This is a genomic window from Idiomarina fontislapidosi, from assembly GCF_003226255.1.
GTDB lineage: Bacteria > Pseudomonadota > Gammaproteobacteria > Enterobacterales > Alteromonadaceae > Idiomarina > Idiomarina fontislapidosi.
Window position 1 is genome coordinate 59,920 of record NZ_QJST01000012.1, and the last position, 25,910, is coordinate 85,829.

The following is a 25,910-nucleotide window of genomic DNA, read 5'->3' on the forward strand; positions in this document are numbered from 1 at the left end:
CTATGTCACTAAGCGATTTAGCTAAACAGCTTGAGTCGTATCATCATGCTCCCACTGAAAAGTGGGATCCGCCGTACTGTGGCGAAATTCCGATGCACATTAACGCTCAGGGCGAGTGGCTATACCAAGACTCTCCCATAACGCGCTCAGCGCTCGTGAAGCTTTTTGCATCAGTACTGACTTTTGAGGCGGGCGAGTATTTTCTGATAACCCCCGCAGAAAAAGTTAAAATAAGTGTCGAGGACGCTCCATTTCTGATTGTTGACTGGCAATTTTACGATTACGAGGGTGAAACAGTAATTCAAGTTGTCACTAATATTGATGAACGATATATTTTGAATCAGCAACTGTTAAGTTATGTTAAGGATGACATACCTTATTTCGAACTTCCGACAGGCTTGACAGCAAAAGTTCATCGCAATGTTTTTTATCAATGGGTAGAAGTTGCGAAGCAACGAACGCTCGGTGATGTAACAGAATTATTTCTTCATAGCGCTGGATATGACTTTGTGATTGGTCGGCTGAAAAATTAAAGGGTTGATTTGTGGTAAAATCCTCAACTAGAGATGCTCGAGTCATTTACGTACTTGAGTCCAATACAGAGCGTAAGAAGCAACTACAGACAGTGCTCGACTTTATGGGCGAACTCGTTGAATGCCATACCCAGTGGTTAACCGATGAGCAGTTAGACAATGCGCTATGCATTATTGCTGGCGATTGTATTGATGACCTCGAGTCATTGGCTAATGAGTATCCCAACCTGCCCTTTATCCGTGCTAATGAACGCCACGAGAGTGCGTTTCGAAAAGCCAATGTTGTCGGGCAAATCACCGATTCGTTAAGCTACGATGAGCTCTCGCACCTAATTCGATATTGCCAAGCCTATCACCGCCATTTACCTAGCCAACGCGCGCAATCCGGTCAGGTTGCTGATGTGCTTGAAACCAAATTAGTAGGTCAAAGCTACGATATCCGCGAGATTCGTAAACTCATCCAGCAGGTGGCGGGCAGCGAGGCAAACGTACTTGTGTTAGGAGAGTCCGGTACAGGTAAAGAGGTGGTGGCACGCGGCATACACCAGCTGTCATCGCGCTGTCATGGACCCTTCGTACCGGTTAACTGCGGTGCGATCCCCCCAGATTTGCTTGAAAGTGAACTCTTCGGACATGAAAAAGGCGCGTTTACTGGCGCTATTGGCGTGCGCAAGGGCCGTTTCGAGTTAGCCCAGGGTGGCACACTATTTTTGGACGAAATTGGTGATATGCCTTTGCCTATGCAGGTGAAGCTATTACGTGTTTTGCAAGAGCGCATTTTCGAACGCATTGGTGGTAGCAAAAGTATAACTGCTGACGTTCGAGTCGTTGCGGCAACACACCGTCAATTAGAAGACATGATTGCCGATGGAAGATTTCGTGAGGACCTTTATTACCGCCTAAACGTGTTTCCTATCGAGGTGCCTGCGCTCCGTGAACGCTCAGAGGACGTGCCTTTATTACTGCGTGAAATTGCTCGGCGCTTTAAAGAAGAGCGCGGTATTGGGATACGCTTTACCGAGCGTGCGATGCAGTCTCTAGAGGCTCACCCTTGGCCGGGCAACGTTCGGGAGCTATCTAACTTGATTGAGCGACTCTCTATTACTCACCCTAATCAGTTGGTTGATGTAAGTGATTTACCGCACAAATATAGGCACATCGATAGTGAAGAAATCACGCCAGAATACCCAGACGAGTTGCAGGAAAGAGATGCGCTGAACGCCATTTTTTCTGATGACGACGAAGATGATCTCGACGAAGAAGAACTTGTTTCGTTACCGACTTCTGCTGCCGAAATCCCGGAAACGGGACTCAATCTAAAAGATATGCTGGCTGAGATTGAAGTTGAAATGATTAAACAAGCACTTGAACGTGCAGACGGAGTGGTTGCTAAAGCCGCTGAGTTACTGAGTATGAGACGCACAACTTTGGTTGAAAAAATGAAGAAGTACGACATCGCTAAAGTATAGTGATGGAATTTTGACGCGTCTAAGTATCTGAAATAAATAATAAAAATCAGGCATATCTTTTGCATGGTTAGCGTAGAACTTTTTTAGGATGCGCTAACCAATGCAATCTAATCATGCACTTATTGATGCAATGCCGAATGCCGTCATTTTGGTGAATGGGCAGGGCATTGTCGATTACTGTAACCCCAATAGTGTCAAATTGATGGGGGCCAATCTATGTGGTGAATTATGGCGCGACTGTGTCGCCCGTACATTCACACCCAAAGCCGATGACTGGCATGAAGTGTCTTTGCATAACGGACGCCGTGTGCGGGTTGATGTGTCGAGTCTGCCAGATCAGCCTGGTCAGCTTGTTGTGCTGACTGACTTGACTGAAACTCGCGATCTGCAAGCTCAACTTGCCCACTTACAACGCCTTTCGTCAATGGGCAGAATGGTTGCTTCGTTAGCTCACCAAATACGTACTCCGTTAGCTACTGCTTTACTTTACGCAGAACACCTTTCGACAAGTAATCTAGATACAGAAAAACGTGTCAACTTTAGCGGAAAACTCAAAGCGCGGTTACATGACCTTGAGCATCATGTAAATGACATGCTGTTGTTTGCCAAAAGTGGTCAACAAAGTACGCTTTCGAATGTCAGCGCCAACAAGCTAATGACACACATAGAGCAAACGGTTGAAGCATATGCCAAACAGCGAAGCATTGCTATCCAATGGCGCCACGACACTTCAACACCCACCTTAAAAATCAACAAGACAGCGGTCGCTGGCGCAATCCAAAACCTGATTACCAATGCCATTGATGCAAGCAGCCCAGGGCAATCGATAGTTGTTGAGGCTTCTAGTCATGGCGGTCAGTGGCGCTGTCGTGTCAGTGACCAGGGTAAGGGGATTGATGAAGCCATGAAAGCCCGACTATTTACGCCATTTGCGACCAATAAACCTCACGGCACAGGGCTGGGCCTCGCCGTAGTCGATACGGTGGTAAAAGCCCACGGCGGTGAGATCGAATGGCGGTCTGAAAAAGGTCGCGGCAGTGACTTTATTGTCTTGTTTCCCACAATTCAGCAACCTGACTTGGAGGTGCGTTATGGATAGTCCTACTGTATTAGTGGTAGAGGACGACGCGGCTTTAAGAGAGGCCATCACCGATACACTTGAGCTCGCAAATTATCAGTGCTTGCATGCAGATAGCGGTGAGTCGGCATTACTTAAGCTAAAGAAACATAAAGTCGATTTGGTCGTCAGTGACGTGCAAATGCCTGGTATGAATGGCTTGCAGCTACTTCGAAACATAAAGCATCTGCAGATTAATGTACCGATCGTGATGATGACCGCTTACGCTAAAGTCGATGATGCCGTCGTCGCGATGCGCGAAGGCGCAATTGATTACCTAAGTAAACCCTTTTCGATCGACGAATTGACGCATTTGGTACAACGCTACGCCCCGATAGACGAAGCTGCAAGTGACGGGATTGTGGTGCGTGATAAGTCGAGTTTAGCGCTGCTGGAACTGGCCAAAAAAGTGGCACGCACGAACGCAACCGTCCTTATAACGGGCCCCAGTGGTACAGGTAAGGAAGTACTTGCAAGGTACATCCATCAGCAGTCGGGGCGCGGTCAGCGTCCTTTTGTCGCGGTGAATTGTGCAGCGATCCCTGAAACTATGCTGGAATCACTGTTGTTTGGTTATGAAAAAGGAGCTTTCACTGGCGCCACACAATCCTCGCCCGGCAAATTTGAGCTGGCGCAAGGGGGGACGCTCTTGCTGGATGAAGTGACGGAAATGGATATCGCTCTGCAAGCCAAGCTTTTGCGTGTGATTCAAGAGCGTCAAGTCGAGCGTTTGGGCGCTCGCCAAGCAATACGGTTAGACGTGCGCATTATTGCAACCTCAAACCGTGATATAAAAACAGCAGTCGCCGAAGGAACATTTCGTGAAGATCTGATGTACCGCTTGAACGTTTTTCCTCTGCATTGGCTCCCTCTCGCTCAGCGGCGCGACGATATCGAGCCGATTGCTGAATCGCTAATTGCACGACACCGTCAACGACTCGGTATCCGAGAGCCCGTAAAGCTATCGGAATCAGCGAAGCAGCAGTTACGTATTCATAGTTGGCCGGGAAATATCCGTGAGTTAGAAAATGTCATTCAACGTGCTTTAGTGTTACGACAAGAGGGAGAAATTCAAGCCTCAGACCTCATGTTAGATGTTGTACCGGGAACCCAAGTTCTGCCTGAACAAGTTTCGCAAAATGCTCAACTGGTGGATTCCCACCCTAAGCAAGAATCCGCTATGTGGGCAGAGCCAGCGCATAGTGAGGACTTGGGCGAATCCTTATTCATGCAAGAATATCGGATTATTAAACAATCATTGGAACGTCATCAGGGTAAACGTAAGCCTGTTGCCGAAGAGCTTGGAATCTCACCCCGAACCTTGCGTTATAAGCTAGCGAAAATAAGAGATAATGGTTTAAACCTCTAATTAATTGCCCACCTTTTTGGAGTTGGCACTCTACTTGCATCATCTTAACTAACACGTTAAGCCGTAAGTTTTTTGACGGAGAAAAAGATGAAAGTAGATGCCAACGCGGCCTATCAACAATGGCGCGAACTGACAACTCAATCGGCCAATCTTGACCAAGCACAAAATAATAATGCGTTAAAAGTCGAGAATTCGGCAAATGCTGACTTTTCTAACCTTTTGAAAATGGCCGTAGATAATGTCAATGAGCTACAGCAAACCTCTGGCGACTTGAAAACGCGTATGGAGCTCGGCGATCCGAATGTCACGCTTGAACAAACCATGATTGCCAGTCAGAAAGCCAGTATTGCTTTTGAAGCTACGGTGCAGGTGCGCAACAAAATGGTAGAAGCGTACAAAGAAATCATGTCAATGCCGGTATAACCGTCCTAGTTGGAGAATAAGCTGTGGCTGAATCAACAGATTTAATGGTAACAGAAGGCGCGGGTAGTAACTCGGCAGAGACAAACGACCAAGCTGGCGAGAAGCAAAGTATTGTCGATAAATTGGCTAACTTTGATATGTTACGCCAGGTTGTCGTAATTTTGGCGCTTGCCATTTGCGTTGCCATTGCCGTCTTTATCATGCTCTGGGCCCAAGAGTCGACTTTCCGTCCATTGGCTAAGATGGAAACCGAGCAGCTTGTCGGTACGCTTGACTACCTTGATGCGAATAACATCGAATATAAAGTAGAGGGTAACGTTGTATCGGTACCCGAAGAAAACTATGACGCAGTGAAATTACAACTCACTCGAGCGGGCGTAGACTACGGTCAGTCGGAGAGCTCGGGCTCAGATATTTTGATGAGCGAGCCGGGTTTTGGGGTGAGCCAACGTTTAGAACGTGAGCGCCTCATCCACTCGCGTGAAATACAGTTAGCACGCGCCATTGAAGAAATGCGCGCTGTGTCGGCGGCACGTGTACTTCTCGCTGTTCCCAAAGAGAACGTGTTTGCACGCCGAGAGAAGCAGCCCAAAGCTTCTGTTATGCTCAATGTAAGAGGCAATCAATCACTCAGCGAGGAAGAAATTGCTTCTATCGTTGATATGGTGGCTTCATCTGTCACTAGTTTAGAAACCTCGCAAGTTACCGTAACGGATCAAAATGGTCGGTTGCTAAATTCAGGGTCCCAAAGTGCATTGGCGGCAACGAATAGTCGCGAATACCAGCTTGAGCGCAAACGCGAAGAAGAGTATCTCAACAAGATTGATAGTATTCTGATCCCTGTTCTGGGCTACGATAACTATACGGCACAAGTTGATGTCACTATGGATTTCACGCAATCTGAAAAGACTCAACGGCTATATAATCCAGATATGCCAGCTATTCGCAGCGAAATGACAGTCGAAAACCGCAGTGCAGGCTCAGCGATTGGTGGCATTCCTGGGGCATTGAGCAACCAGCCTCCTTTAGAGTCAGATATCCCAGAAGAGGCAGGCAGCGGAGCGAGTCAACGTGACGCGAGTGGCTCTTTGCATCGCGAAGCAACGCGCAACTATGAGCTCGACAACACGGTGAGCTATACTCGCAACCAAACGGGCACGATAGAGCGTTTGAGTGTATCAGTTGCCGTTAACCAGCCAACAACGACTAATGCCGAAGGTGAGCAAGTGTCGACCCCGGCTTCACCGGAGCAACTAGAGAATATTCGTCGCCTTTTACAAGGTGGGATTGGCTATGATCTAAGTCGAGGTGATACGATTGAGGTCGTCTCAGTGCCTTTCGCGCGGTTGCCTGACCTCGGCGCGGGCGAGACAGCCATTTGGGATCAGCCTTGGTTCTGGCGCGCGGCGCGTCTGGTGATGGGCGGCTTAGTGATTCTGGTATTGATATTGGCGGTCGTTCGCCCAATGCTGAAGAAACTCATCAATCCAACTCAGGAGTTGGACGATGATGCTAACTCAATGCTCGAAGACGATGAAATGATGGGTGATGAGACGATCGACTTGTTATCGTCTCAGTTTGATGAAAGTTCAGTTGGATTTGGACCTGACGGAAGTTTACAACTTCCCGACTTGCATAAAGATGAAGATTTGCTGAAGGCCGTACGTGCATTGGTTGCGAATGAGCCTGAACTATCTTCTCAAGTGGTTAAAGCGTGGTTAAACGAAGATGCCTAATACAGATATGCGTACCAAACGCAGAGAACAAGAATACGACGTCACTCAGCTTGAGGGCGTCGAAAAAGCGGCCATCTTATTATTAAGTTTGTCTGAGGAAGATGCCGCACAAATTCTTAAACACTTGGAACCCAAACAGGTGCAGAAAGTGGGTACTGCAATGGCAAGTCTCGAAGACTTTAACCAAGACAAAGTCAACGCGGTTCATAATCTGTTTTTAGAGGAAATCCAACGATTTACCAACATCGGCTTCAAGAGTGAGGAGTTTGTCCGTAAGGCATTGACCTCTGCATTGGGTGAAGATAAAGCGGGTAACCTGATTGAGCAGATCGTCATGGGTGGCGGTGCGAAAGGCTTGGATTCACTCAAGTGGATGGACTCGAAGCAGGTCGCAACCATTATTCGTAACGAACACCCTCAGATTCAAACGATTGTGCTGTCTTATCTTGATGCCGAGCAGAGTGCTGAAATAATGGCTCAGTTCCCAGAAAAAGTGCGTTTAGACCTGATGATGCGGATTGCTAACTTAGAGGAAGTGCAACCAGCTGCACTGCAAGAGCTGAACGAGATCATGGAGAAACAGTTTGCGGGTCAAGCAGGTGCACAAGCGGCGAAGATGGGCGGCTTGAAAGCGGCTGCGGATATCATGAACTACTTGGATACCAATATCGAAGGTCAGCTGATGGACGCTATCCGCGAGCAAGACGAAGAAATGAGTCAGCAGATTCAAGACCTGATGTTTGTGTTCGAAAACCTTATCGATGTCGACGACCGTGGTATTCAGACATTGTTGCGTGAAGTTGATGGCGATACTTTACAGAAAGCACTTAAAGGTGCTGATGACAACGTTAAAGAGAAAGTATTCAAAAATATGTCGAAACGAGCGGGTGACATGTTGCGTGATGACCTCGAAGCCATGGGGCCTGTTCGCATTAGCGATGTGGAGGCAGCCCAGAAAGACATTCTTGCTGTCGCGCGCCGCTTAGCTGACGCTGGCGAGATAATGCTCGGTGGTGGCGGCGGCGACGAGTTCTTATAATATGATGGATAGGAACCCGCAGTCATGAGCGAGCAACATACAATGAAAACCTGGGACTTACCGGATATCACGACTGATGAGGTTAAAGCAGGCGAACAGCGTAATGCATTAAATAAGCCCAGAAAATGGCAGTACGAGCCGCCGGAGCAAGAGCAAGAGGAGCAAGCGCCGGAACCGTTAACGGCACAAGAGTTAGAGGAAATCCGCGAGGCAGCGCGCGAAGAAGGCTTTAAAGCCGGGTTCGAGCAAGGCCACCAAGAGGGGGTCGAACAGGGTCATCACGAGGGTGTGGAGCAAGGGCGTGAGCAGGGTTTCCAGTCTGGATTTGAACAAGGCTTGGCTGATGGCAAGGCAAAAATGGCTGAAGCAGAGCAGCGTCTCATCGAGGTTTTGAATGGTCTGACACAGCCAACACAGCAATTGACTGAGACATTGCGTCAGCAGCTGTTGGATTTAGTACTCAACTTGACTCGAGCGGCTTGCCTGGACGAACCTCTACATAATGAAAACATCATCAAGAAAGCATTTCAGCAGGCACTCGAAGTGCTGCCCGTCACCGATCAACGCGTAATTATCCATTTAAATTCTGATGACCTTGAGCTGATGCAGACGAGTTTAGGTGAGGAATACCTAAAAGAAAAAGGCTGGCTGTTGAGTAAGGACGAGCTACTTGAGCGCGGCGGATGCCGTGTTACTACTGAAAGCTCAAGTGTTGATTATTCATTATCGAGCCGCATCGACCTGATTTTTGAAAAACTACAAGGGTCGTCATGAGCGATGTGTTAACCGACTATTTTGCGACGCTAAATAAGCGGGTCAAGCCAGCTCCAGTTTTGGTATCTGGTTATTTGACCCGTGTCGTGGGCTTGATGTTTGAAGCCGTGGGCGTACGTGCGCCTATCGGAGCGACATGCGCGGTCGAGTCTGCCCATGGTGAAATCGAAGCAGAGGTTGTTGGCTTTGAAGGTCAAACCAGTTACTTGATGCCGATGGATGACGCCCACGGCGTTGTCCCTGGCGCTAAAGTCAAACCGTTAACTCGCACTGAACAGCTTCCCCTAGGCCTAGAATTGTTAGGACGAGTTATCGATGCGCGTGGTCATCCGTTAGATGGCAAGGGACCCGTATTGACGGATAATCATCAGGCGTATCGGAGTTTACCAATCAACCCTTTAAATCGTCGCCCTGTAAAATCACCGCTTGATGTCGGTGTGAATGCTATCAATGCATGCATTACTGTCGGTCAAGGTCAGCGCATGGGGTTATTCGCAGGTAGTGGCGTTGGTAAAAGTGTACTGTTGGGAATGATGACAAAAGGCACCAATGCGGATGTGATTGTTGTCGGACTTATTGGTGAACGGGGTCGCGAGGTCAAAGAATTTATTGACGAAATATTAGGCGAAGATGGATTACAAAAGGCTGTTGTAGTTGCAGCTCCCGCTGACCAATCGCCATTATTGCGGCTACGGGGTTGTGAAACAGCAGCCAAGGTAGCTGAATATTTCCGTGATCAAGGCTTAAACGTTCTACTATTGATGGATTCCTTGACTCGTTATGCCATGGCACAACGTGAAATCGCGTTAGCTGTGGGCGAGCCTCCGGCAACTAAGGGTTATCCCCCTTCTGTGTTTGCCCGTTTACCAGCACTTGTTGAACGAGCGGGAAACGGCGGTGGAGCACAAGGTTCAATCACTGCATTTTATACCGTGCTAACCGAAGGCGACGATCTCCAGGATCCGATCGCTGACTCGGCGCGTGCTATTTTGGATGGTCACATCGTACTTAACCGTGAGCTAGCTGATTCGGGGCATTATCCAGCGATCGATATCGAAGCCTCGATCAGTAGGGTGATGCCCCAAGTGGTTTCTGAAGAACACCTACAAAGAGCAACAAAAGTACGGCAGTGGTATTCATCCTACCGCAGAAACCGCGATCTCATTTCAATTGGAGCATACAACAGAGGCTCCGACGCCAAGATTGATGAAGCCATTGCGATGCTGCCTCAGGTCGAGAGCTTTTTGACTCAGCGTATGAATGAAGTGATTAGCTATGACGAAAGTTTGATTAAATTACAGCAACTTACGCAACGCGCGTTTAGTAACCGCTAGGAGCCAACCGAATGGCCGAACTTTCACAATTAGAAATGCTACTCGAGTTAGAGCAGCAACGTACCGATAAATTGGCGCAACATTTTAGTCAAGCCAAGCAGCAATTAATGAGTGAACAGCAACGACTCGATGGTTTGGTTCAATACCGTTTGGACTACTTAAATCAGTTACAAACACGTGGTACAGGTGGCATTCAGTCTATCCAGTTTGGTCAATATCATGCGTTTGTTGGAAAGCTCGACGAGGGTGTGGAGCAACTCCATCAAGTGATTAAAAAACTGAACCAAGTGGTTGAACAGCGTAAGCAACAGTGGCTGAAGCAGCGTCGCAAAGCCGAATCGATAGAAATTTTGATTCAAAATAAAATGCGAGAGGCGGAGCGTAAACGTGCTCGGAGAGAGCAAAAAAACTTAGATGACTTTTCAACCCAGCGTTTTATCAGGAACAAAAAAGCCAGATTGGTATAAATATTGCTTCGTTTAATCTAATCGAATCAACGTGGCAGTAGCGTCAAATAATCATGCGCTGTCCAATAGGTGACAAACTATGCCCAACATTATGCAAATAGCCGCGAATGCACAAGGTTCATTAATAAACAGTGAATCCGCGAGTGGTTTTAGCGATCTCGAGATGCAGGATGCTAACGGTCGTGAATTTGCCGAATTATTGCAACCGACTCAGCAAGATGAATCACAGCGGCAACTGTTTGCCCGCCAGGCAGTGTCGGTTGAACAGGGTGAGCGTCAGTTTAGTCTCCCTAAAGAGAGCAATGAGCTTCCTCAGTCTCCGCTGCTTGATAAACTTAAAGCTGCTTCAGGCAGCTCCGCAGAAACTGCATCGTGGATCGATACCATAGAACGGATGCGTGATCTGTTAGTTTCGGACGAATCGGGTCATGGTGAGTCTGTCGGTAAGGTTGAGTTAGATGCTGAAGATAAAGCCATGCTTGATAAGGTCGTAAAGTGGCTCGATCAACTTGATGAGGGACTGGCAAAAAGTAAAATAAACCAAGCTGAATTGAGTGCAGAACAGCAGCAAGCGGTTGATAAACTAATTAATCAGGCGGGTGCACTGCGGCAATTAGTTGCCGATGCGGAGCAGCGCGGTAATATCGACCTTGCAAAACTGGACAAAGAAAGTGAAGACTTACTTATCGAGTTAAGTCGGTTTCAATCTGAAGTGGTTAAGCCTCAGCAGGACAGTCAATGGACTGAAGTGGAACAACGCTTAGCCGCACAGGATCATGAAGCTGAGTCGTCCACTGAATTTAGCTTACCTAAACTCGAACCACAGCAGCGCGAGTGGCTTAAAGAGCAGCTTGAGCAGTTTCGCAACAGTCACCCAGGTGCCTCACTTGAAGAGGGTATGGCGCACGTAAACGCGTTATTGAATGATGTTAAATCGTTTGATGCGAAGCAGCACCAAACACTTGTTGCTTGGGTTGAGAAGTATCAATCGCACTTGCAACAGGCGGATAATAAGATGCGATTAGTGGCCGTCGATGCGCCTACGTTTCAGCCAGCTAAAGCGGTGAGCGAGCGCAGTGATAGCGAAGTGCAGCCGCCTCCAACAACTGCGAATCCGAGAGCTCAAAAAACATCGGATGTCGACACTTCAGGGTTTCAGCAAATAAAACAGGAAGACACCAAGCCTTCGAGTGAACAAAGCACGATAGCTAAGATGGTGAAAGATGAACTTAAAGTGAGTGCGGCAGGTAACTCGGGCGCGAGTAATACGAGTGACATTAACGCAGCGTTGACTCAGTCGGCCAGCGTTTTAGACAATTCGTCTAGTCCGCAACAAACTCAGCAACAGTCGAACCACGTAACTGCCGTGACTCAGGTGCAACAGACACTTACCAAAGTTGATGGTATGTCGGTAGTTCAAGCGCAAACGGCTGTCGACAAGCCGCTGGATTTGCAACATCAAGATGCTGCGCAAAAAATGCAAGAACGCATCCAGATGATGGTTTCTAAGAACATTCAGCGCGCTGATATTCGTCTTGATCCGCCTGAGTTAGGTTCTATGCACGTTCGCATTCACACGCAAGGCGATCAGACCACCGTGCAGTTTCAGGTGCAGTCGGCACAAGCCCGTGAAGCGATAGAACAAACTATGCCGCGTCTGCGCGAGATGCTCGAGCAACAAGGTTTAAACTTAGCAGAGAGCAGCGTTAGCGAGCAGCAAGGCGAGCGCGGTAACCGCGCGAATGCGGGTACAGTCGCTGGGGGGCAAGGCGAGGTTGATGATTCGGTAACACAACTCGAAGCTTCAGTGGATGACTTTCTTGCACAGGGGCGACTCGATTTCTATGTGTAAAGGATGAAACCCATCCCCATTTCGATATATAGTGCTCGTTATCGAGTAACGGCTCATTTGAGGTGACCTTATGGCGGAAGAAGATAATCAAGCAGAAGAGCAAGAACAGACCTCCTCTGGCAAGAAAAAGTGGATTATTATTGGGGGCGTTGCTGGATTACTTGTAATCGTTATCGTTATCGCTGTGTGGTTCATGTCGGGAGATCAACAAACGGTTCAGGCATCGCAATCCAATTCGGTCGAAACGCCAGCGTCACAGAGTTCTGAACAGCCCGCTCAAGTGGGCAGTGCGCTTTATGTTGGTATGCCGAGACCCTTTGTGTTTATCGTGCCGGGCGACGCGCGTGAACGAACCGTGCAGATAAGTGTGCAGTTGATGGTGCGTGGTGAGCAAAGCGAAGAACTGACGAAGCGACACATCCCCCTCATCGAAGGCACTTTGCATGAAGTATTTAGTTCTTCAACTGCCGATGAGCTAAGAACGGCTGAAGGTAAGCAGCGCATTCGTCAGCTAGCTTTACAGCAGGTGCGTGCAGCACTTGAAAGTGTCACAGGACAAGGCTTGGTCGAGAAAGTTTTATTCACCGGTCTAGTCATGCAATAAAAGAGCGAGCAGTGTTTTGAGCGATTTACTATCACAAGACGAGATTGATGCGCTCCTGCATGGAGTTGATGACGTTGAAGAGGAGGATACTGAATCCTCCAGCGCCGCATCAGAAGCATTAGATTATGACTTTTCATCGCAAGATCGAATTGTTCGTGGACGCATGCCTACGCTGGAAATCGTCAATGAACGATTCGCCAGACATATGCGTGTAAGCCTATTTAACATGATGCGGCGGACAGCTGAAGTGTCGATAAACGGTGTGCAAATGCTGAAGTTCGGTGAGTATGTACACACGTTATTTGTCCCAACGAGTTTAAATATGGTGCGTTTTCGTCCGCTCAAAGGTACCGCGCTTATTACGATGGAAGCTCGCCTTGTCTTCATCTTGGTGGATAATTTCTTCGGTGGTGATGGACGTTATCACGCAAAAATTGAAGGTCGTGAGTTCACTCCAACCGAACGACGCATTATCCAAATGTTGCTTAAGCTCATTTTTGAAGATTATAAAGAAGCTTGGGCGCCTGTGATGGACGTCGGGTTCGAATATTTGGACTCTGAAGTTAACCCGGCAATGGCTAATATCGTGTCACCGACCGAAGTCATTGTTATTAGTTCCTTCCATATTGAGCTTGACGGAGGCGGCGGTGATTTCCATATTGCATTACCGTATTCGATGCTCGAGCCGATCCGAGAGCTGCTGGACGCCGGTGTTCAGTCAGATAAAGAAGACACCGATATGCGTTGGAGTAAGGCATTGCGTGATGAAATCATGGATGTGCCTGTAGAAATGGTGGCTAAGTTGGCGGATGTTAATGTAACTCTGCGCGAGGTCATGGATTTTGCTGAGGGTGACATTATCCCATTAGAAGTACCTGACAATTTGACGGTGTTTATTGAAGACCTACCTACCTTCCACGCGAAGATGGGACGCTCTCGAGATAATATTGCGTTGAAAATCTCCGACAAGATTAGACGTCCAGAGACGGTAAAATCTGACATCCATATGTTAACGCGAGGCGGTCGCCGGATAGGTGGTGATGCAGAACTGCGCCAACTTGAAGAAGATATTGATTTATAGCATTCAGCATTTGACTGAGTTGAGGGATAGCAATGAGTAATAAAGACAACGAAATGGATGATTGGGAAGCGGCGATGGCTGAGCAAGCGGCCTCGGAAGAGGGTGATGGCGAAGAAGCTAAGAATAAGGAAGATGGCGTTAGGACTGCGGAACTAGAGGAACTTAACGCAGAAGACTTTAATGATGACGACAAGCGTAAGCTTGATGCGATCCTCGACATCCCCGTTACGATTTCGATGGAAGTCGGTCGTAGTCAAATTAGTATTCGTAACTTGTTGCAGCTCAACCAAGGTTCTGTCGTAGAGCTTGAACGCGTTGCTGGTGAGCCGCTCGACGTACTGGTGAACGGGACCTTGATTGCGCACGGCGAGGTTGTTGTGGTTAACGATAAATTTGGGATTCGACTCACCGATGTTATCAGTCAAATCGAGCGTATTCGTAAGCTTCGCTAGCGTCTGGGTTAGCCCGGCACTCGCGCAAGTCGAGCAAGCCTCGTCGCCTATTGGCGGCAAAGATGTGGCATCGATGTTAGTTGCATTGATTGCAGTGATTGTTGTGATAATTGCGCTAGCAACGGTATTAAAACGCTTCAATGTTAAGTTTCAAGGCACGAAAGGGATGAAATTGATGGGTACCCTGACGTTAGGTCCTAAAGAGCGCATTAGTGTGGTGCAAATCGGTAATAAAAAATTCTTGCTCGGTGTAACGCCAGAACGTGTCGAATGTTTAAAAGAACTGCCGGATGACTTCGTGCTTGGAGAAGAAAAACAATGAGACTCAAGCTTTTTTTAAGTTGTCTGGCTCTACTTGCGCTGGTGTTGCCTGACGTTGCTTATGCAGCGCAAGATATATCGGCTGTGACCGTGAAAATTAATCCTGATGGCAGTGAAGAGTACTCGGTCACTCTACAAATTCTAGCCATTATGACGGCGCTGACGTTTATTCCAGCGATGGTTATCATGATGACGTCGTTTACACGCATCATTGTGGTGTTAGCCATTTTACGTCAGGCGATTGGTTTGCAGCAGTCACCTTCAAATCAAGTCCTTATCGGTATCACATTATTTCTCACGTTTTTTATTATGAGTCCCGTACTTAATGAGATTAATGATAAAGCGTTGCAGCCGTATTTAAATGAGGAAGTGACTTCAATGGAGGCCGTGGACCGCGCGACCGCGCCGCTTAAAGCCTTTATGCTGGCACAAACTCGGGTTACGGATATCCAAACCTTTGCTGAAATAGCGGGCGAGACGAATATTCAGAGTCCGCAAGATACGCCGATGTCAATTCTGATTCCATCATTCATCACCTCGGAACTCAAGACGGCGTTCCAAATTGGTTTTATGCTGTTTATTCCGTTTTTGATTATCGATTTGGTCGTTGCCAGCGTATTGATGGCAATGGGTATGATGATGCTATCACCGATGATTGTCTCGCTACCGTTTAAGCTCATGCTATTCGTGTTGGTAGATGGTTGGAACTTAACCATGAGTACACTTGCCGGCAGTTTTGGTGTGTAGGAGGCCGAATGTCCCCTGAAGTCTTTCTTGACGTGTTTCAACAAGCACTCAAGCTCATCGTTATTATTGTTGCCTTCATTATTGTGCCCAGTTTGCTGGTCGGCTTATTAGTGGCTGTTTTTCAAGCTGCCACCTCAATCAACGAGCAAACGTTAAGTTTCTTACCTCGATTACTGGTGACCTTGGCTGTCATAGGACTGGGAGGTCATTTCATTGTTGGCTTGCTGATGGATTTCACCATCGAAATGTATAACCGAATACCGCAAGTGGTCGGTTAATATGGATCTGGTGACACAAGTATTAATGGAGTGGCTACAACAACATTTGTGGCCTCTGACTCGTGTCTCCTCGATGATCATGAGTATGGCGCTGTTCTCTGGTACGCTGGTGAATGCCCGAATTAAAGTGCTGCTATCAATAGCTATCGTCTTTGCCATCTCTCCTGCGCTTCCAGCGGTCAATGCAGGAGTGGAGATGTTTTCCGTGGGCGGCATGGTGGTCACCGCCCAGCAAATTGTTGTCGGTGTGGCGTTGGGCTTACTGTCGCTTCTTTTTCTGCAAACCTTTGTATTGGGCGGGCAAATTATTGCTATGCAGATTGGTTTGGGTTTCGCCTCGATGGTCGATCCGACTAACGGCCAACAGGTGCCAGTGATTGCGCAGTTTTTTTTGATGCTGGCAAGTTTGATCTTTCTTGCACTCGATGGCCATTTGCTCATGATTCAAATGGTTGTTGCCAGTTTCGATTCAGTGCCTGTCGCGATGACGGGACTTGATGCAGACGCGTTTAGGATGATTGCAGACTGGGGGAGCTCGATGTTTTCGGCTGCCTTAACCGCGATGCTTTCTGCGATTGTCGCTCTGCTGCTGATCAACTTATCGTTTGGTATTATGACGCGCGCGGCGCCTCAATTGAATATTTTCGCGATTGGCTTTCCCATTACCATGGTGAGTGGATTAATAGTGCTATGGCTGACAATCGGCGGATTTATTTTTCATTTCGAGAATCAGTGGCAGGAAGCCATTGGTGTTATGTGTACAGTGATTGGCAGTCAGTGCTGAGGTGACGGATGGCTGAAACAGATCAAGAACGCACAGAAGACCCCACAGAGAAACGAAAACGAGAGGCCCGAGAGAAGGGTCAAGTTGCGCGTTCCAAGGAAATGGGAACGGTGTTTGTTTTAGTCAGTGCGGCGGTTGCGTTTTTTTGGTTTGGTCAATCATTATATATGGGTATGCGCAGCCTATTTGTTGATTTATTCACCTTAGAGCGACGCCAAGCATTTGACACGACTCAGATGTATAAGGCGCTCGCGGTGAGTTTCGAGCATATTATCTGGCCCGTTGCCATTATCTTCGCATTTATTACCTTTTTTACATTTTTGGGAAATAGTTGGTTGGGAGGCATTAACTTCTCCTGGAAAGCTATGGCCCCAAAGTTTTCTCGCATGAACCCATTGAATGGATTTAAGCGAATGTTTGGCACGCAAGCGTTGGTTGAACTGGTAAAAGGGATAGCCAAGTTTGCCGTAGTCGCTGTCAGTGCGTTTCTTTTATTAAGTTGGCAGTTTGAAAATATTCTGCAGATTTCCATGGGTCAGATGCCGAATATGATTGAGAATGCACTAAACATTCTGATGTGGATGTTTTTGCTGATTTGCTGCTCAATGTTTCTCATTGTTGTGATTGATGCACCGTTTCAGTTATGGAAACACAACAAAGACCTGCGCATGACTAAGCAGGAAGTAAAAGATGAGCATAAAGACTCTGAGGGAAGTCCAGAGGTTAAAGGGCGGATTCGCCGTTTGCAAATGGAGATGGCGAACCGTCGAATGATGCAAGAAGTCCCTAAAGCCGATGTGGTGGTGACTAACCCAACGCATTTTGCGGTTGCCATTAAATACGAAGAGAATGGTAATAAAGCACCTATCCTGTTGGCAAAGGGAACGGATGAAACTGCAGCTAAAATCCGAGAAATTGCGCTTGAGTATGATGTTCCTTTGGTCGCTTCACCTGCCCTTGCGCGCTCTATCTACCACACCACAGAAATTGAGGCAGAGATCCCGCGTGGGTTATTCGTGGCGGTTGCTCAAGTGCTCGCGTACGTATACCAGCTTAAAATGTTTAAACAGGGTAAAGCGAAGCGACCCAAAAAGCCGAATACCGATGTGCCTATTCCCGAGGATTTACGTCACTAATTAGGCAGGTATTTGCCAAAAAACCGTCGCTGCTATACTATTCGCCCCCTGTATTTTTAGTACTGTAACGCTGGATCAAACACTATGTCTGAGCTGTCATTGTGCATGGCACAATTAGATTTTACTGTCGGTGCGCTTCATAACAACACCAGTCTGATACTTAAAACCGTGGCCGAGCAAAGTCACGAGCACGATATTATTGTGTTTCCTGAATTAGCGATTACAGGCTACCCTCCCGAAGACTTGCTGCTTCGTCCCGATCACCAAGAGGCGGTGGATAATGCGGTTGAACAGATCAGTGCGGCGGCTTCGGACTGTGTTGTGATTGTTGGGCACCCCAGTAAAGTGGGTGAGCAGCTCTTTAATGTGGTTTCGGTATTGCACCGTGGCGAGTGTCTCTTGCGTTATAAAAAGCAACGCTTGCCGAACACGGGCGTATTTGATGAGCAGCGCTACTTTGTACCTGGCGACGAAGGACAAGTCTTTGAGTGGCAAGGCTACCGTATTGGTTTGATGATTTGTGAAGACCTTTGGCATCCAGAACCGCTCAGTCGGTTAGCGGACGACCAGCTTGATTTGGTTGTGTCGGTCAACGCATCGCCGTACGAAATCGATAAACATGACCAGCGTTTATCCGTATTGAGACAACGCGTTGCGGAGCATGGTTTTCCGATTGCTTATCTCAACAATTGCGGCGGTCAAGACGAATTGATCTTTGATGGTCATTCCATGGTTATGGATAGAGAAGGCCGCTTAATCGGCGAGTTACCGCATTGTGAAACCACGTTAGCGACACTTAAGTTAGCGGGGAGCCAACTTAAGTGCGAAGCATTTCCGCCCTACGCAGGTGAGGATACTGACCTTCGATTAGCACATGTGTACGATGCTTTAGTGTTATCGGTACGCGATTACGTCAACAAGAATGGCTTTAAAAATGTATTGTTGGGATTATCTGGCGGTATTGATTCGGCGCTAACATTGGCGATCGCCGCAGATGCGTTGGGTGCCGATCGTGTTCAAGCCGTCATGATGCCGTTTAAGTATACGTCCAATATGAGTTTGGAAGATGCCGAGCAACAAGCTAAGACGCTTAATGTTAAGTATGATGTGGTGCCGATCGAACCTATGTTTGATGCCTTTATGGGACAGCTGGGCCCGTTCTTTGAAGGAACAGCTACTGATACAACCGAGGAAAACCTGCAATCGCGCTGTCGTGGCGTGTTGTTGATGGCACTGTCGAATAAGACAGGGGCGCTCGTGTTGACCACCGGCAACAAGAGTGAAGTTGCAGTAGGTTATGCCACTTTGTATGGCGATATGTGTGGCGGCTTTGCACCGATTAAAGACGTACCTAAAACCTTAGTGTATCAGCTTGCGAGTTACCGCAACACACGATCTGAGTGTATTCCAGAGCGTGTTATCGAGAGACCACCCTCAGCTGAGTTAGCACCGGATCAAGTCGACAGCGACTCGTTACCCGATTATAGTGATCTGGATCGTATCTTGTCTCTGTACGTAGAGCAGGACTGGTCGCCAAGTGAAATTATCGCCGCAGGGTTTGAAGATGCTGATGTACGTAGAGCACTCAAATTGGTTGATATTAACGAATACAAACGCAGACAAGCGGCCGTTGGACCTAAAATCACAGCACGTAATTTTGGACGCGATAGACGCTATCCAATCACGAGCCATTACCGCTACGAATTAGAACGCCAAAACTAAGTTGGAGTGACCATGAAGAAGGTCGAAGCAATTATAAAACCGTTTAAGCTTGATGATGTACGAGAAGCTTTATCTGAAGTCGGTATCGCGGGTATGACGGTGTCTGAAGTTAAAGGTTTTGGACGCCAGAAAGGGCATACTGAGCTTTATCGCGGCGCCGAATACATGGTGGACTTTCTGCCTAAAGTAAAACTTGAAGTTGTCGTTGCTGATACCGATGTTGAGCGTTGCATTGAAGCTATTATGGAAACTGCGCAAACCGGTAAGATAGGTGATGGTAAAATCTTTATCTCGGATATCGAGCGAGTCATTCGCATCCGTACGGGAGAAGAAAACGAGCAGGCTGTTTAGCCTGCTCGTTCTGTTTAGTTACTAACGAGTTCGTTGTTAGGAAAATTACTTCTTAAAACTTTAAGCGCATCTTGTTTTAAATCATCAAGTTCAAGTTGGTCGTAACACTCGACCATGATGGCTAGCGCGTTTTCTACTTCGGGTGTATTCTCGAAATTCTCGACTACGTAACGCCCTCGGTTTGCCGCCGCAAGATAAGCTTGGCGTTTCATGTAATATTCAGCGACAGCCAGTTCTTTTTTCGCCAAACGACTCTTAATAGCAATCATCCGCTTTTTAGCATCTGCAGCATACTTGCTGTCCGGATGTTTACGCAGAAGTTCAGCGAAATCCTTAAATGCCTCTTTTGCCATGGTTGAGTCGCGGTCTGAGCGATCAATACCAGCAAACTCATGGATTGAATTGTGTTCAGCACGTTGGTTCGTTAAACCGCGCATGTATAGCGCATAATCAACGTCTTTGTGATTCGGGTTCAAGCTGATGAAGCGGTCAATCGCAGCAAGCGCTTCTTCAGTGTTATCGAGCTTATAATTAAGGTAGATTAGGTCTAATTGAACTTGGTGCGCGAAAGGACCAAATGGATACCGTGAATTAATTTGCGAAAGCTCTTCCTGTGCTTGGGTGAAGTTCCCTAAGGACATTTGCTCTTGCGCCGATTGGTACATCAGCTCGACTTGCGTGTACTTGAGCTCGCTTTGCTCCTCATCTGTAGACGAGCATCCTGCCAGACTTAATCCGACTGCGGCAGTTAAAATTAGGATACGACGTTTCATAACACCTCAGGTTTTTTAGAGTCAGTCACTTAGATAAGCGGTGTTTTGCCTGTGCAAAGTTCAGTGTAACAAGTTACACTATCATAATTAATACATAATCCGCATTCTAACCCAGCACAATACTCTTTGACAGTCGAAAAAAATTTATGAACGAAACTATTCAATTAGAGGCCATCGTGCCTGAATCCCTCGCGGGGAAGCGATTAGACCAGATATTGGCTGAGTTGTTCCCAGATTATTCACGGTCACGCATGAAAAAGTGGATCACAGAGGGTAAAGTTTCTGTTGATGCGCAAGTTATCGAGAAGCCGCGTGAGAAGCTTGAGCTCGGCGCATTAGTGGCTATCGATGCTGAGCTTGAGCGCGAAGAGCGCTATCAAGCCCAGCCTATCGAGCTTGATATTGTCTATGAAGATGATGACATTTTCATTATCAATAAGCCGGCAGGTTTGGTGGTGCATCCAGGAGCTGGCGCTCCCGACGGTACGCTACTTAACGGCTTGTTGCATTATGATCCGGATATTGATCATGTCCCGCGAGCGGGCATTATTCACCGTTTAGATAAGGACACCACAGGTTTAATGGTGGTGGCGCGCAATATCCCGGCGCAAACACAACTGGTTGATATGATGCAAAAGCGTGAGATCACGCGTGAATACGAAGCTGTCTGTAACGGTGTGATGACGGCGGGGGGGATGGTCGATGAACCCATTGGACGTCATCCAACCAAACGCACGCACATGGCGGTGGTAAGCACCGGCAAGCCTGCGGTCACGCACTACCGCGTGATGGAACGGTTTCGTGCACACACATTATTGAGGCTGCGTCTTGAGAGTGGTCGTACTCACCAAATTCGAGTTCATATGTCGCATATTCGTCATCCCTTGGTCGGTGACTTGACCTATGGCGGACGTCCGCGCCCACCTAAACAAGCGAGCGATGAGTTTTTAGCGTCACTACGTGGCTTTAATCGTCAGGCATTACATGCAGCCAAGTTATCTTTGCATCATCCGATAAGCGGAGACTGGATGAGTTTCGAAGCGCCCAGACCTGATGATTTCGTTGCATTAATCCAAAGTATGAAAGATGACCTCGAAGCCCATTCTCATCCCTGATTGGGATTTGCCTGAAGGGGTCTCGGCCGCGGTTACCACTCGAGCGATGGGTAATCTTGCGGTACATGTAGGGGATGATCCGGCGAGCGTTCTGCGTCGTCGGATGTATCTCGATAAACAACTGAACCTTCCTGTCGCTGTGCGTTGGCTACAGCAGCAACATACGACCCATGTATGTGACTTTAATGCGATTACGCAACCTTGTGATGCGGTGTGGTCCGCAAAGACAAGCGTATGCGCTGTCCTAACAGCGGACTGCCTGCCCTTACTGTTCTGTACCAACGAGGGTCACAAAATTGCGGCTACTCACGCGGGCTGGCGCGGCTTGGCGAACGGTATTGTGGAAAACACGGTAGCGGCGCTCAATGTCTGTCCTGAAACAATTCGTGTTTGGATCGGTCCTGCCATCAGCCAACCCGCATTTCAGGTCGGCAGTGAAGTGCGTGCAGCGTTTGTAGACAAGCAACCGCATTTAGCAGCGTACTTTGTGGCTGACGAAGAGGATAAATGGCGTGCTGATCTACCGGGTATCGCTAAGCAAAAGTTGCAAGACTGTGGTGTACGCGACGTGACATTGAGTGGCTGGTGTAGTTTTTCTGATGCCGACACTTGGTATTCATGGCGCCGAGCGCAAGAACCGGCAAGGATGGCGTCTTTAATCTGGCGAACTTGATCTACCTCACTTGAAAGTGTCGAAAAAGTACCCATATTTGCTGTAAGAGAAAGTTAACTCAGGAAGTAAATATGAGACACGATAAATTCACTACCAAATTCCAAATGGCCATTGCTGATGCGCAGTCACTCGCATTAGGTCGTGACCATCAATTTATCGAACCCGCCCACTTAATGCAGGCACTCATGGATCAAGAGGGCGGCTCGGTTCGTCCCCTATTCACTATTATTGGTGCGAATATCAGCCAATTCCGCTCGGAACTCGGTAAGCTGTTGGATAAGTTGCCGCAAGTTCAGGGCGCCGAAGGCGAAGTCCAGTTATCGCAAGCAACCGCGAAACTGTTGAACCTATGCGATAAATACGCCCAACAGCGCAAAGATGCCTACATTTCGTCAGAGCTCTTTTTATTGGCAGCCACCGAAGACAAGGGTCCGTTGGGTGAACTGTTTAACAAGCTGGGTATCAAGAAGGACGCGCTAGAGCGAGCGATTAACGACATCCGTGATGGCCAAAAAGTAGATGATCCGAATGCTGAGGAAAAACGCCAAGCGTTAGATAAGTATACGATCGACCTAACGGAGCGTGCAGCGCAGGGGAAATTAGATCCGGTGATTGGTCGTGATGAGGAGATCCGCCGTACGATTCAAGTCTTGCAGCGTCGCACCAAGAATAACCCGGTACTGATTGGTGCCCCCGGTGTTGGTAAAACAGCCATTGTCGAAGGGCTCGCACAGCGGATTATTAATGCAGAGGTGCCTGAAGGGCTGAAAAACAAACGTGTTTTGTCGCTTGATTTGGGTGCTTTATTGGCTGGTGCTAAATACCGCGGTGAGTTTGAAGAGCGATTGAAAGCTGTACTCAACGAGCTGGCTAAAGAAGAAGGTCGTGTGATCTTGTTCATAGATGAGTTACACACCATGGTCGGCGCAGGTAAGGCAGATGGTGCAATGGACGCGGGTAATATGTTGAAACCGGCATTAGCTCGCGGCGAGTTGCATTGTGTGGGCGCGACCACCTTGGATGAATACCGTCATTATATTGAGAAAGATGCTGCACTTGAGCGTCGCTTTCAAAAAGTTTTGGTGGACGAGCCTAATGTCGAGGACACGATTGCTATCCTGCGCGGTCTGAAAGAACGCTACGAAATTCATCACTCGGTTGAGATTACTGATCCTGCGATTGTTGCTGCGGCGTCTTTATCGCATCGCTACATTTCTGACCGTAAGTTGCCTGATAAAGCTATCGACCTGATCGATGAAGCGGCTTCAAGTATTCGCATGCAGATTGACTCTAAGCCAGAGGATCTCGACCGGTTAGAGCGTCGCATTATTCAGTTGAAGCTAGAGCGCCAAGCGCTACAAAAGGAAAAAGATGACGCAAGCAAAAAACGGCTTGAGCATTTGCATGATGAGTTAGATGAACTTGAGAAAAAGTATGGTGAACTTGAGGAGGTTTGGAACTCCGAGAAAGCAGCCGTGCAAGGTACCCAGCATATCAAGGCTCAACTCGACCAGGCGCGCACCGAAATGGATATTGCCCGCCGAGCAGGTGATTTAAACCGTATGTCGGAACTCCAGTACGGTCGTATCCCGGAGCTCGAACGACAGCTTGATCTTGCGCTGCAAGCTGAGATGCAAGATATGAGCTTACTGAAGAACCGTGTAACCGATGAAGAGATCGCTGATGTTTTATCGCGTTGGACAGGTATTCCTGTAAGCAAGATGCTAGAGGGTGAGCGCGAGAAGTTGGTACAAATGGAGTCGCTACTGCATAAACGTGTAGTCGGTCAAAACGAAGCGGTGGACGCGGTTGCCAATGCGATCCGTCGTTCACGCGCTGGGCTCGGTGACCCGAATCGCCCGATTGGTTCGTTCTTATTCTTAGGACCAACGGGTGTGGGTAAGACGGAGCTATCAAAAGCGTTGGCGAACTTTATGTTTGATACTGACGATGCGATGGTGCGCATTGATATGTCGGAATTTATGGAGAAACATTCTGTCGCTCGTCTTGTTGGGGCGCCTCCCGGTTACGTCGGTTATGAGGAAGGTGGCTACTTAACTGAGGCGGTACGCCGTAAACCCTATTCGGTTATTTTGTTGGATGAAGTAGAGAAAGCTCATCCCGATGTATTTAATATCTTATTGCAAGTATTGGATGATGGACGTCTTACTGATGGGCAAGGTCGCACAGTCGACTTCAAAAACACAGTGATCATCATGACATCTAATTTAGGCTCTGATCTTATTCAGGAGCATGCAGCTGATAATAGTTATGATGAAATGAAAGCGATGGTCATGGATGTGTTGAGTCGTCACTTCCGTCCGGAGTTTATTAACCGGGTTGATGAAACGGTTGTATTCCATCCGTTGGGACGTAAAGAAATTCGTTCGATTGCAGAAGCACAGTTACAGCGCTTGTACGGTCGTTTGGAAGAGCGTGATCTGACGATTGAATTGACGGAGGAGGCGCTCGACTTTATCGCCGCTGCGGGTTTTGATCCCGTATTTGGTGCACGCCCGCTTAAACGAGCGATTCAACACGAGCTTGAAAATCCGTTGGCGCAGCGCATTTTAGTCGGGGACTTTAAAGCCGGTGATGCGATTCATGTCGATGTAGCGGATAACCGTTTAGTCATACACTAACGCTAGTGAATATGTTGATTGACTGGACTGTAAAGGAGGGGGCTGTCCCCCTCCTTTTTTATTGATTGTATTTTAAAGCGTTTTCACCCGTTGATTGCGCTGTGCTAAACTCAAAAAAGATTCAATTTTTTTGGTACCTAAGAGGAATAGTAAACATGGCTAACGAGTCGGGTAAGGTAGAAAGCCAAAGCTCACAAAAACGACGTGGCATTTATTTGTTACCTAATTTATTTACCACTGCAGGCTTGTTCTCGGGCTTCTATGCGATCATTGCATCGATGAATGAACGATATGTAGAGGCCGCCGTGGCTATTTTCATCGCCATGATCTTTGATGGCATTGACGGACGCGTGGCGCGCTTTACACAAACCGAAAGTGATTTTGGCGCGGAATACGACAGTATGGCGGATATTGTTTCTTTTGGTATGGCGCCTGCATTAGTTATGTATAACTATGCGTTAGCGGATTTGGGTAAACTTGGCTGGCTGGCTTCATTTATCTTTGTTGCCTGTGGTGCGTTACGTTTGGCCCGTTTCAATACCAACATTGGCACCGCCGATAAACGTTACTTCCAAGGTTTAGCGATACCGAGTGCCGCCTCTGTAGTGGCTGGCTTAGTTTGGGTGGCAACCGAATATGGTATTTCAGGTGACGACTTGGGTGGTTTTGCGGCGATCGTGACTATCGTGTCGGGTCTGTTAATGGTAACTAACTTCCGTTATCACTCATTTAAAGACGTCGACTGGAAAGGTAAAGTCTCGTTTGTCGTAATCCTGGTTATCATGCTGGCGTTTGTGGTAGTCGCGACTCAGCCGTCTTTAGTGTTGTTTGGTATCTTTTTCTTATATGCATTGTCGGGACCTATATTGACGATTCGCAGTGTAAACAAGCTCAAGCTAGAGCATGTCGTGGGTGATAATGACGACGACGATGCGGAGTTTAAAGAAGAAAAGACCGAAAAAAGCACAAAGAATAACCAAAATGAACAATAAGTAATCGGTTGGTAATTTTTTTCAAAAAAGCGCTTGCAAGTCTGAATAGGATCTCTATAATTCGCCGCCGTTGTCACAGAGAAAGACGCGAAAGCGGGAAGTGATAACGGCCAGCAAAACGAGTTG

At 47.7% G+C, this 25,910-nt stretch carries 26 protein-coding genes; 25 read left to right on the forward strand and 1 reads right to left on the reverse strand.

All coding sequences use genetic code 11. The features are described 5' to 3' along the window. The first annotated feature begins 2 nt into the window (after positions 1-2). From DFP83_RS11305 to glnB, 21 genes are all read left to right on the forward strand, one after another. A complete protein-coding gene (locus DFP83_RS11305; RefSeq protein WP_110575794.1) occupies positions 3-533 on the forward strand; it encodes a DUF1285 domain-containing protein in 531 nt (176 codons plus the stop codon). 11 nt (positions 534-544) lie between these two features. Beyond that, positions 545-2,002 (forward strand): sigma-54 dependent transcriptional regulator, encoded by a 1,458-nt coding sequence (locus DFP83_RS11310; RefSeq protein ID WP_110575795.1) that lies wholly within the window; start codon positions 545-547, stop codon positions 2,000-2,002. Between the two features lie 100 nt (positions 2,003-2,102). Beyond that, the gene (locus tag DFP83_RS11315) at positions 2,103-3,101 is read left to right on the forward strand and encodes a sensor histidine kinase (protein ID WP_110575797.1); all 999 of its coding nucleotides are present in this window, start codon (positions 2,103-2,105) and stop codon (positions 3,099-3,101) included. Further along, entirely contained in the window at positions 3,094-4,488 is a 1,395-nt protein-coding gene (locus tag DFP83_RS11320) for a sigma-54-dependent transcriptional regulator (protein WP_110575799.1), read from the forward strand. Before DFP83_RS11315 ends, DFP83_RS11320 begins: the two co-directional genes overlap by 8 nt. Positions 4,489-4,575: 87 nt before the next feature. Then, the gene (gene fliE / locus DFP83_RS11325) at positions 4,576-4,911 is read left to right on the forward strand and encodes a flagellar hook-basal body complex protein FliE (protein WP_071464043.1); all 336 of its coding nucleotides are present in this window, start codon (positions 4,576-4,578) and stop codon (positions 4,909-4,911) included. Positions 4,912-4,955: 44 nt separating this feature from the next. Beyond that, a complete protein-coding gene (gene fliF, locus DFP83_RS11330; protein ID WP_181416411.1) occupies positions 4,956-6,647 on the forward strand; it encodes a flagellar basal-body MS-ring/collar protein FliF in 1,692 nt (563 codons plus the stop codon). Beyond that, the gene (gene fliG, locus DFP83_RS11335; RefSeq protein WP_110575803.1) at positions 6,640-7,686 is read left to right on the forward strand and encodes a flagellar motor switch protein FliG; all 1,047 of its coding nucleotides are present in this window, start codon (positions 6,640-6,642) and stop codon (positions 7,684-7,686) included. Before fliF ends, fliG begins: the two co-directional genes overlap by 8 nt. A gap of 24 nt (positions 7,687-7,710) precedes the next feature. Then, positions 7,711-8,460 carry a flagellar assembly protein FliH gene (fliH, locus tag DFP83_RS11340; RefSeq protein ID WP_110575806.1) on the forward strand — a complete coding sequence of 250 codons (750 nt, stop codon included), beginning with the start codon at positions 7,711-7,713 and terminating at the stop codon, positions 8,458-8,460. Beyond that, entirely contained in the window at positions 8,457-9,794 is a 1,338-nt protein-coding gene (gene fliI, locus DFP83_RS11345) for a flagellar protein export ATPase FliI (RefSeq protein ID WP_110575809.1), read from the forward strand. The genes fliH and fliI overlap by 4 nt, the downstream gene beginning before the upstream one ends. A gap of 11 nt (positions 9,795-9,805) precedes the next feature. Further along, a complete protein-coding gene (gene fliJ / locus DFP83_RS11350) occupies positions 9,806-10,261 on the forward strand; it encodes a flagellar export protein FliJ (RefSeq protein WP_110575811.1) in 456 nt (151 codons plus the stop codon). A gap of 79 nt (positions 10,262-10,340) precedes the next feature. After that, positions 10,341-12,113, forward strand: coding sequence for a flagellar hook-length control protein FliK (locus DFP83_RS11355; protein WP_110575813.1), 1,773 nt, complete (start codon positions 10,341-10,343; stop codon positions 12,111-12,113). A gap of 70 nt (positions 12,114-12,183) precedes the next feature. Next, positions 12,184-12,717, forward strand: a complete 534-nt coding sequence (gene fliL / locus DFP83_RS11360) for a flagellar basal body-associated protein FliL (RefSeq protein WP_110575815.1) — start codon at positions 12,184-12,186, stop codon at positions 12,715-12,717. Between the two features lie 16 nt (positions 12,718-12,733). Next, the gene (fliM, locus tag DFP83_RS11365) at positions 12,734-13,798 is read left to right on the forward strand and encodes a flagellar motor switch protein FliM (protein WP_110575817.1); all 1,065 of its coding nucleotides are present in this window, start codon (positions 12,734-12,736) and stop codon (positions 13,796-13,798) included. A gap of 32 nt (positions 13,799-13,830) precedes the next feature. Beyond that, a complete protein-coding gene (gene fliN, locus DFP83_RS11370) occupies positions 13,831-14,250 on the forward strand; it encodes a flagellar motor switch protein FliN (RefSeq protein WP_110575819.1) in 420 nt (139 codons plus the stop codon). Beyond that, positions 14,210-14,572 carry a flagellar biosynthetic protein FliO gene (gene fliO, locus DFP83_RS11375; protein ID WP_241971636.1) on the forward strand — a complete coding sequence of 121 codons (363 nt, stop codon included), beginning with the start codon at positions 14,210-14,212 and terminating at the stop codon, positions 14,570-14,572. The genes fliN and fliO overlap by 41 nt, the downstream gene beginning before the upstream one ends. Next, positions 14,569-15,318, forward strand: coding sequence for a flagellar type III secretion system pore protein FliP (gene fliP / locus DFP83_RS11380; protein ID WP_110575821.1), 750 nt, complete (start codon positions 14,569-14,571; stop codon positions 15,316-15,318). The genes fliO and fliP overlap by 4 nt, the downstream gene beginning before the upstream one ends. A gap of 8 nt (positions 15,319-15,326) precedes the next feature. Then, the gene (gene fliQ, locus DFP83_RS11385) at positions 15,327-15,596 is read left to right on the forward strand and encodes a flagellar biosynthesis protein FliQ (RefSeq protein WP_110575823.1); all 270 of its coding nucleotides are present in this window, start codon (positions 15,327-15,329) and stop codon (positions 15,594-15,596) included. A gap of 1 nt (position 15,597) precedes the next feature. Further along, complete coding sequence (gene fliR / locus DFP83_RS11390) at positions 15,598-16,380, forward strand: flagellar biosynthetic protein FliR (RefSeq protein ID WP_110575825.1); 783 nt, start codon at positions 15,598-15,600, stop codon at positions 16,378-16,380. Between the two features lie 8 nt (positions 16,381-16,388). After that, on the forward strand, positions 16,389-17,516 hold the full coding sequence (gene flhB / locus DFP83_RS11395; RefSeq protein ID WP_110575827.1) for a flagellar biosynthesis protein FlhB: 1,128 nt from the start codon (positions 16,389-16,391) through the stop codon (positions 17,514-17,516). A gap of 84 nt (positions 17,517-17,600) precedes the next feature. Then, positions 17,601-19,238: an NAD+ synthase gene (locus DFP83_RS11400; protein WP_110575829.1), complete on the forward strand. Its 1,638-nt coding sequence runs from the start codon at positions 17,601-17,603 to the stop codon at positions 19,236-19,238. A gap of 12 nt (positions 19,239-19,250) precedes the next feature. Next, the gene (gene glnB / locus DFP83_RS11405; protein WP_110575832.1) at positions 19,251-19,589 is read left to right on the forward strand and encodes a nitrogen regulatory protein P-II; all 339 of its coding nucleotides are present in this window, start codon (positions 19,251-19,253) and stop codon (positions 19,587-19,589) included. 14 nt (positions 19,590-19,603) lie between these two features. Here the strand turns inward: glnB and DFP83_RS11410 are convergent, their stop codons facing one another. Beyond that, positions 19,604-20,362, reverse strand: coding sequence for an outer membrane protein assembly factor BamD (locus DFP83_RS11410; RefSeq protein WP_110575834.1), 759 nt, complete (start codon positions 20,360-20,362; stop codon positions 19,604-19,606). Positions 20,363-20,508: 146 nt separating this feature from the next. Here DFP83_RS11410 and rluD point away from each other — a divergent pair, with 146 nt between their 5' ends. From rluD to pssA, 4 genes are all read left to right on the forward strand, one after another. Continuing rightward, positions 20,509-21,477 carry a 23S rRNA pseudouridine(1911/1915/1917) synthase RluD gene (gene rluD / locus DFP83_RS11415; RefSeq protein WP_110575836.1) on the forward strand — a complete coding sequence of 323 codons (969 nt, stop codon included), beginning with the start codon at positions 20,509-20,511 and terminating at the stop codon, positions 21,475-21,477. After that, entirely contained in the window at positions 21,449-22,150 is a 702-nt protein-coding gene (gene pgeF / locus DFP83_RS11420) for a peptidoglycan editing factor PgeF (RefSeq protein WP_110575838.1), read from the forward strand. The genes rluD and pgeF overlap by 29 nt, the downstream gene beginning before the upstream one ends. Before the next feature lie 71 nt (positions 22,151-22,221). Beyond that, the gene (gene clpB, locus DFP83_RS11425; RefSeq protein ID WP_110575839.1) at positions 22,222-24,792 is read left to right on the forward strand and encodes an ATP-dependent chaperone ClpB; all 2,571 of its coding nucleotides are present in this window, start codon (positions 22,222-22,224) and stop codon (positions 24,790-24,792) included. A gap of 155 nt (positions 24,793-24,947) precedes the next feature. Further along, on the forward strand, positions 24,948-25,784 hold the full coding sequence (gene pssA, locus DFP83_RS11430; RefSeq protein WP_110575841.1) for a CDP-diacylglycerol--serine O-phosphatidyltransferase: 837 nt from the start codon (positions 24,948-24,950) through the stop codon (positions 25,782-25,784). The last annotated feature ends 126 nt before the right edge of the window (positions 25,785-25,910 follow it).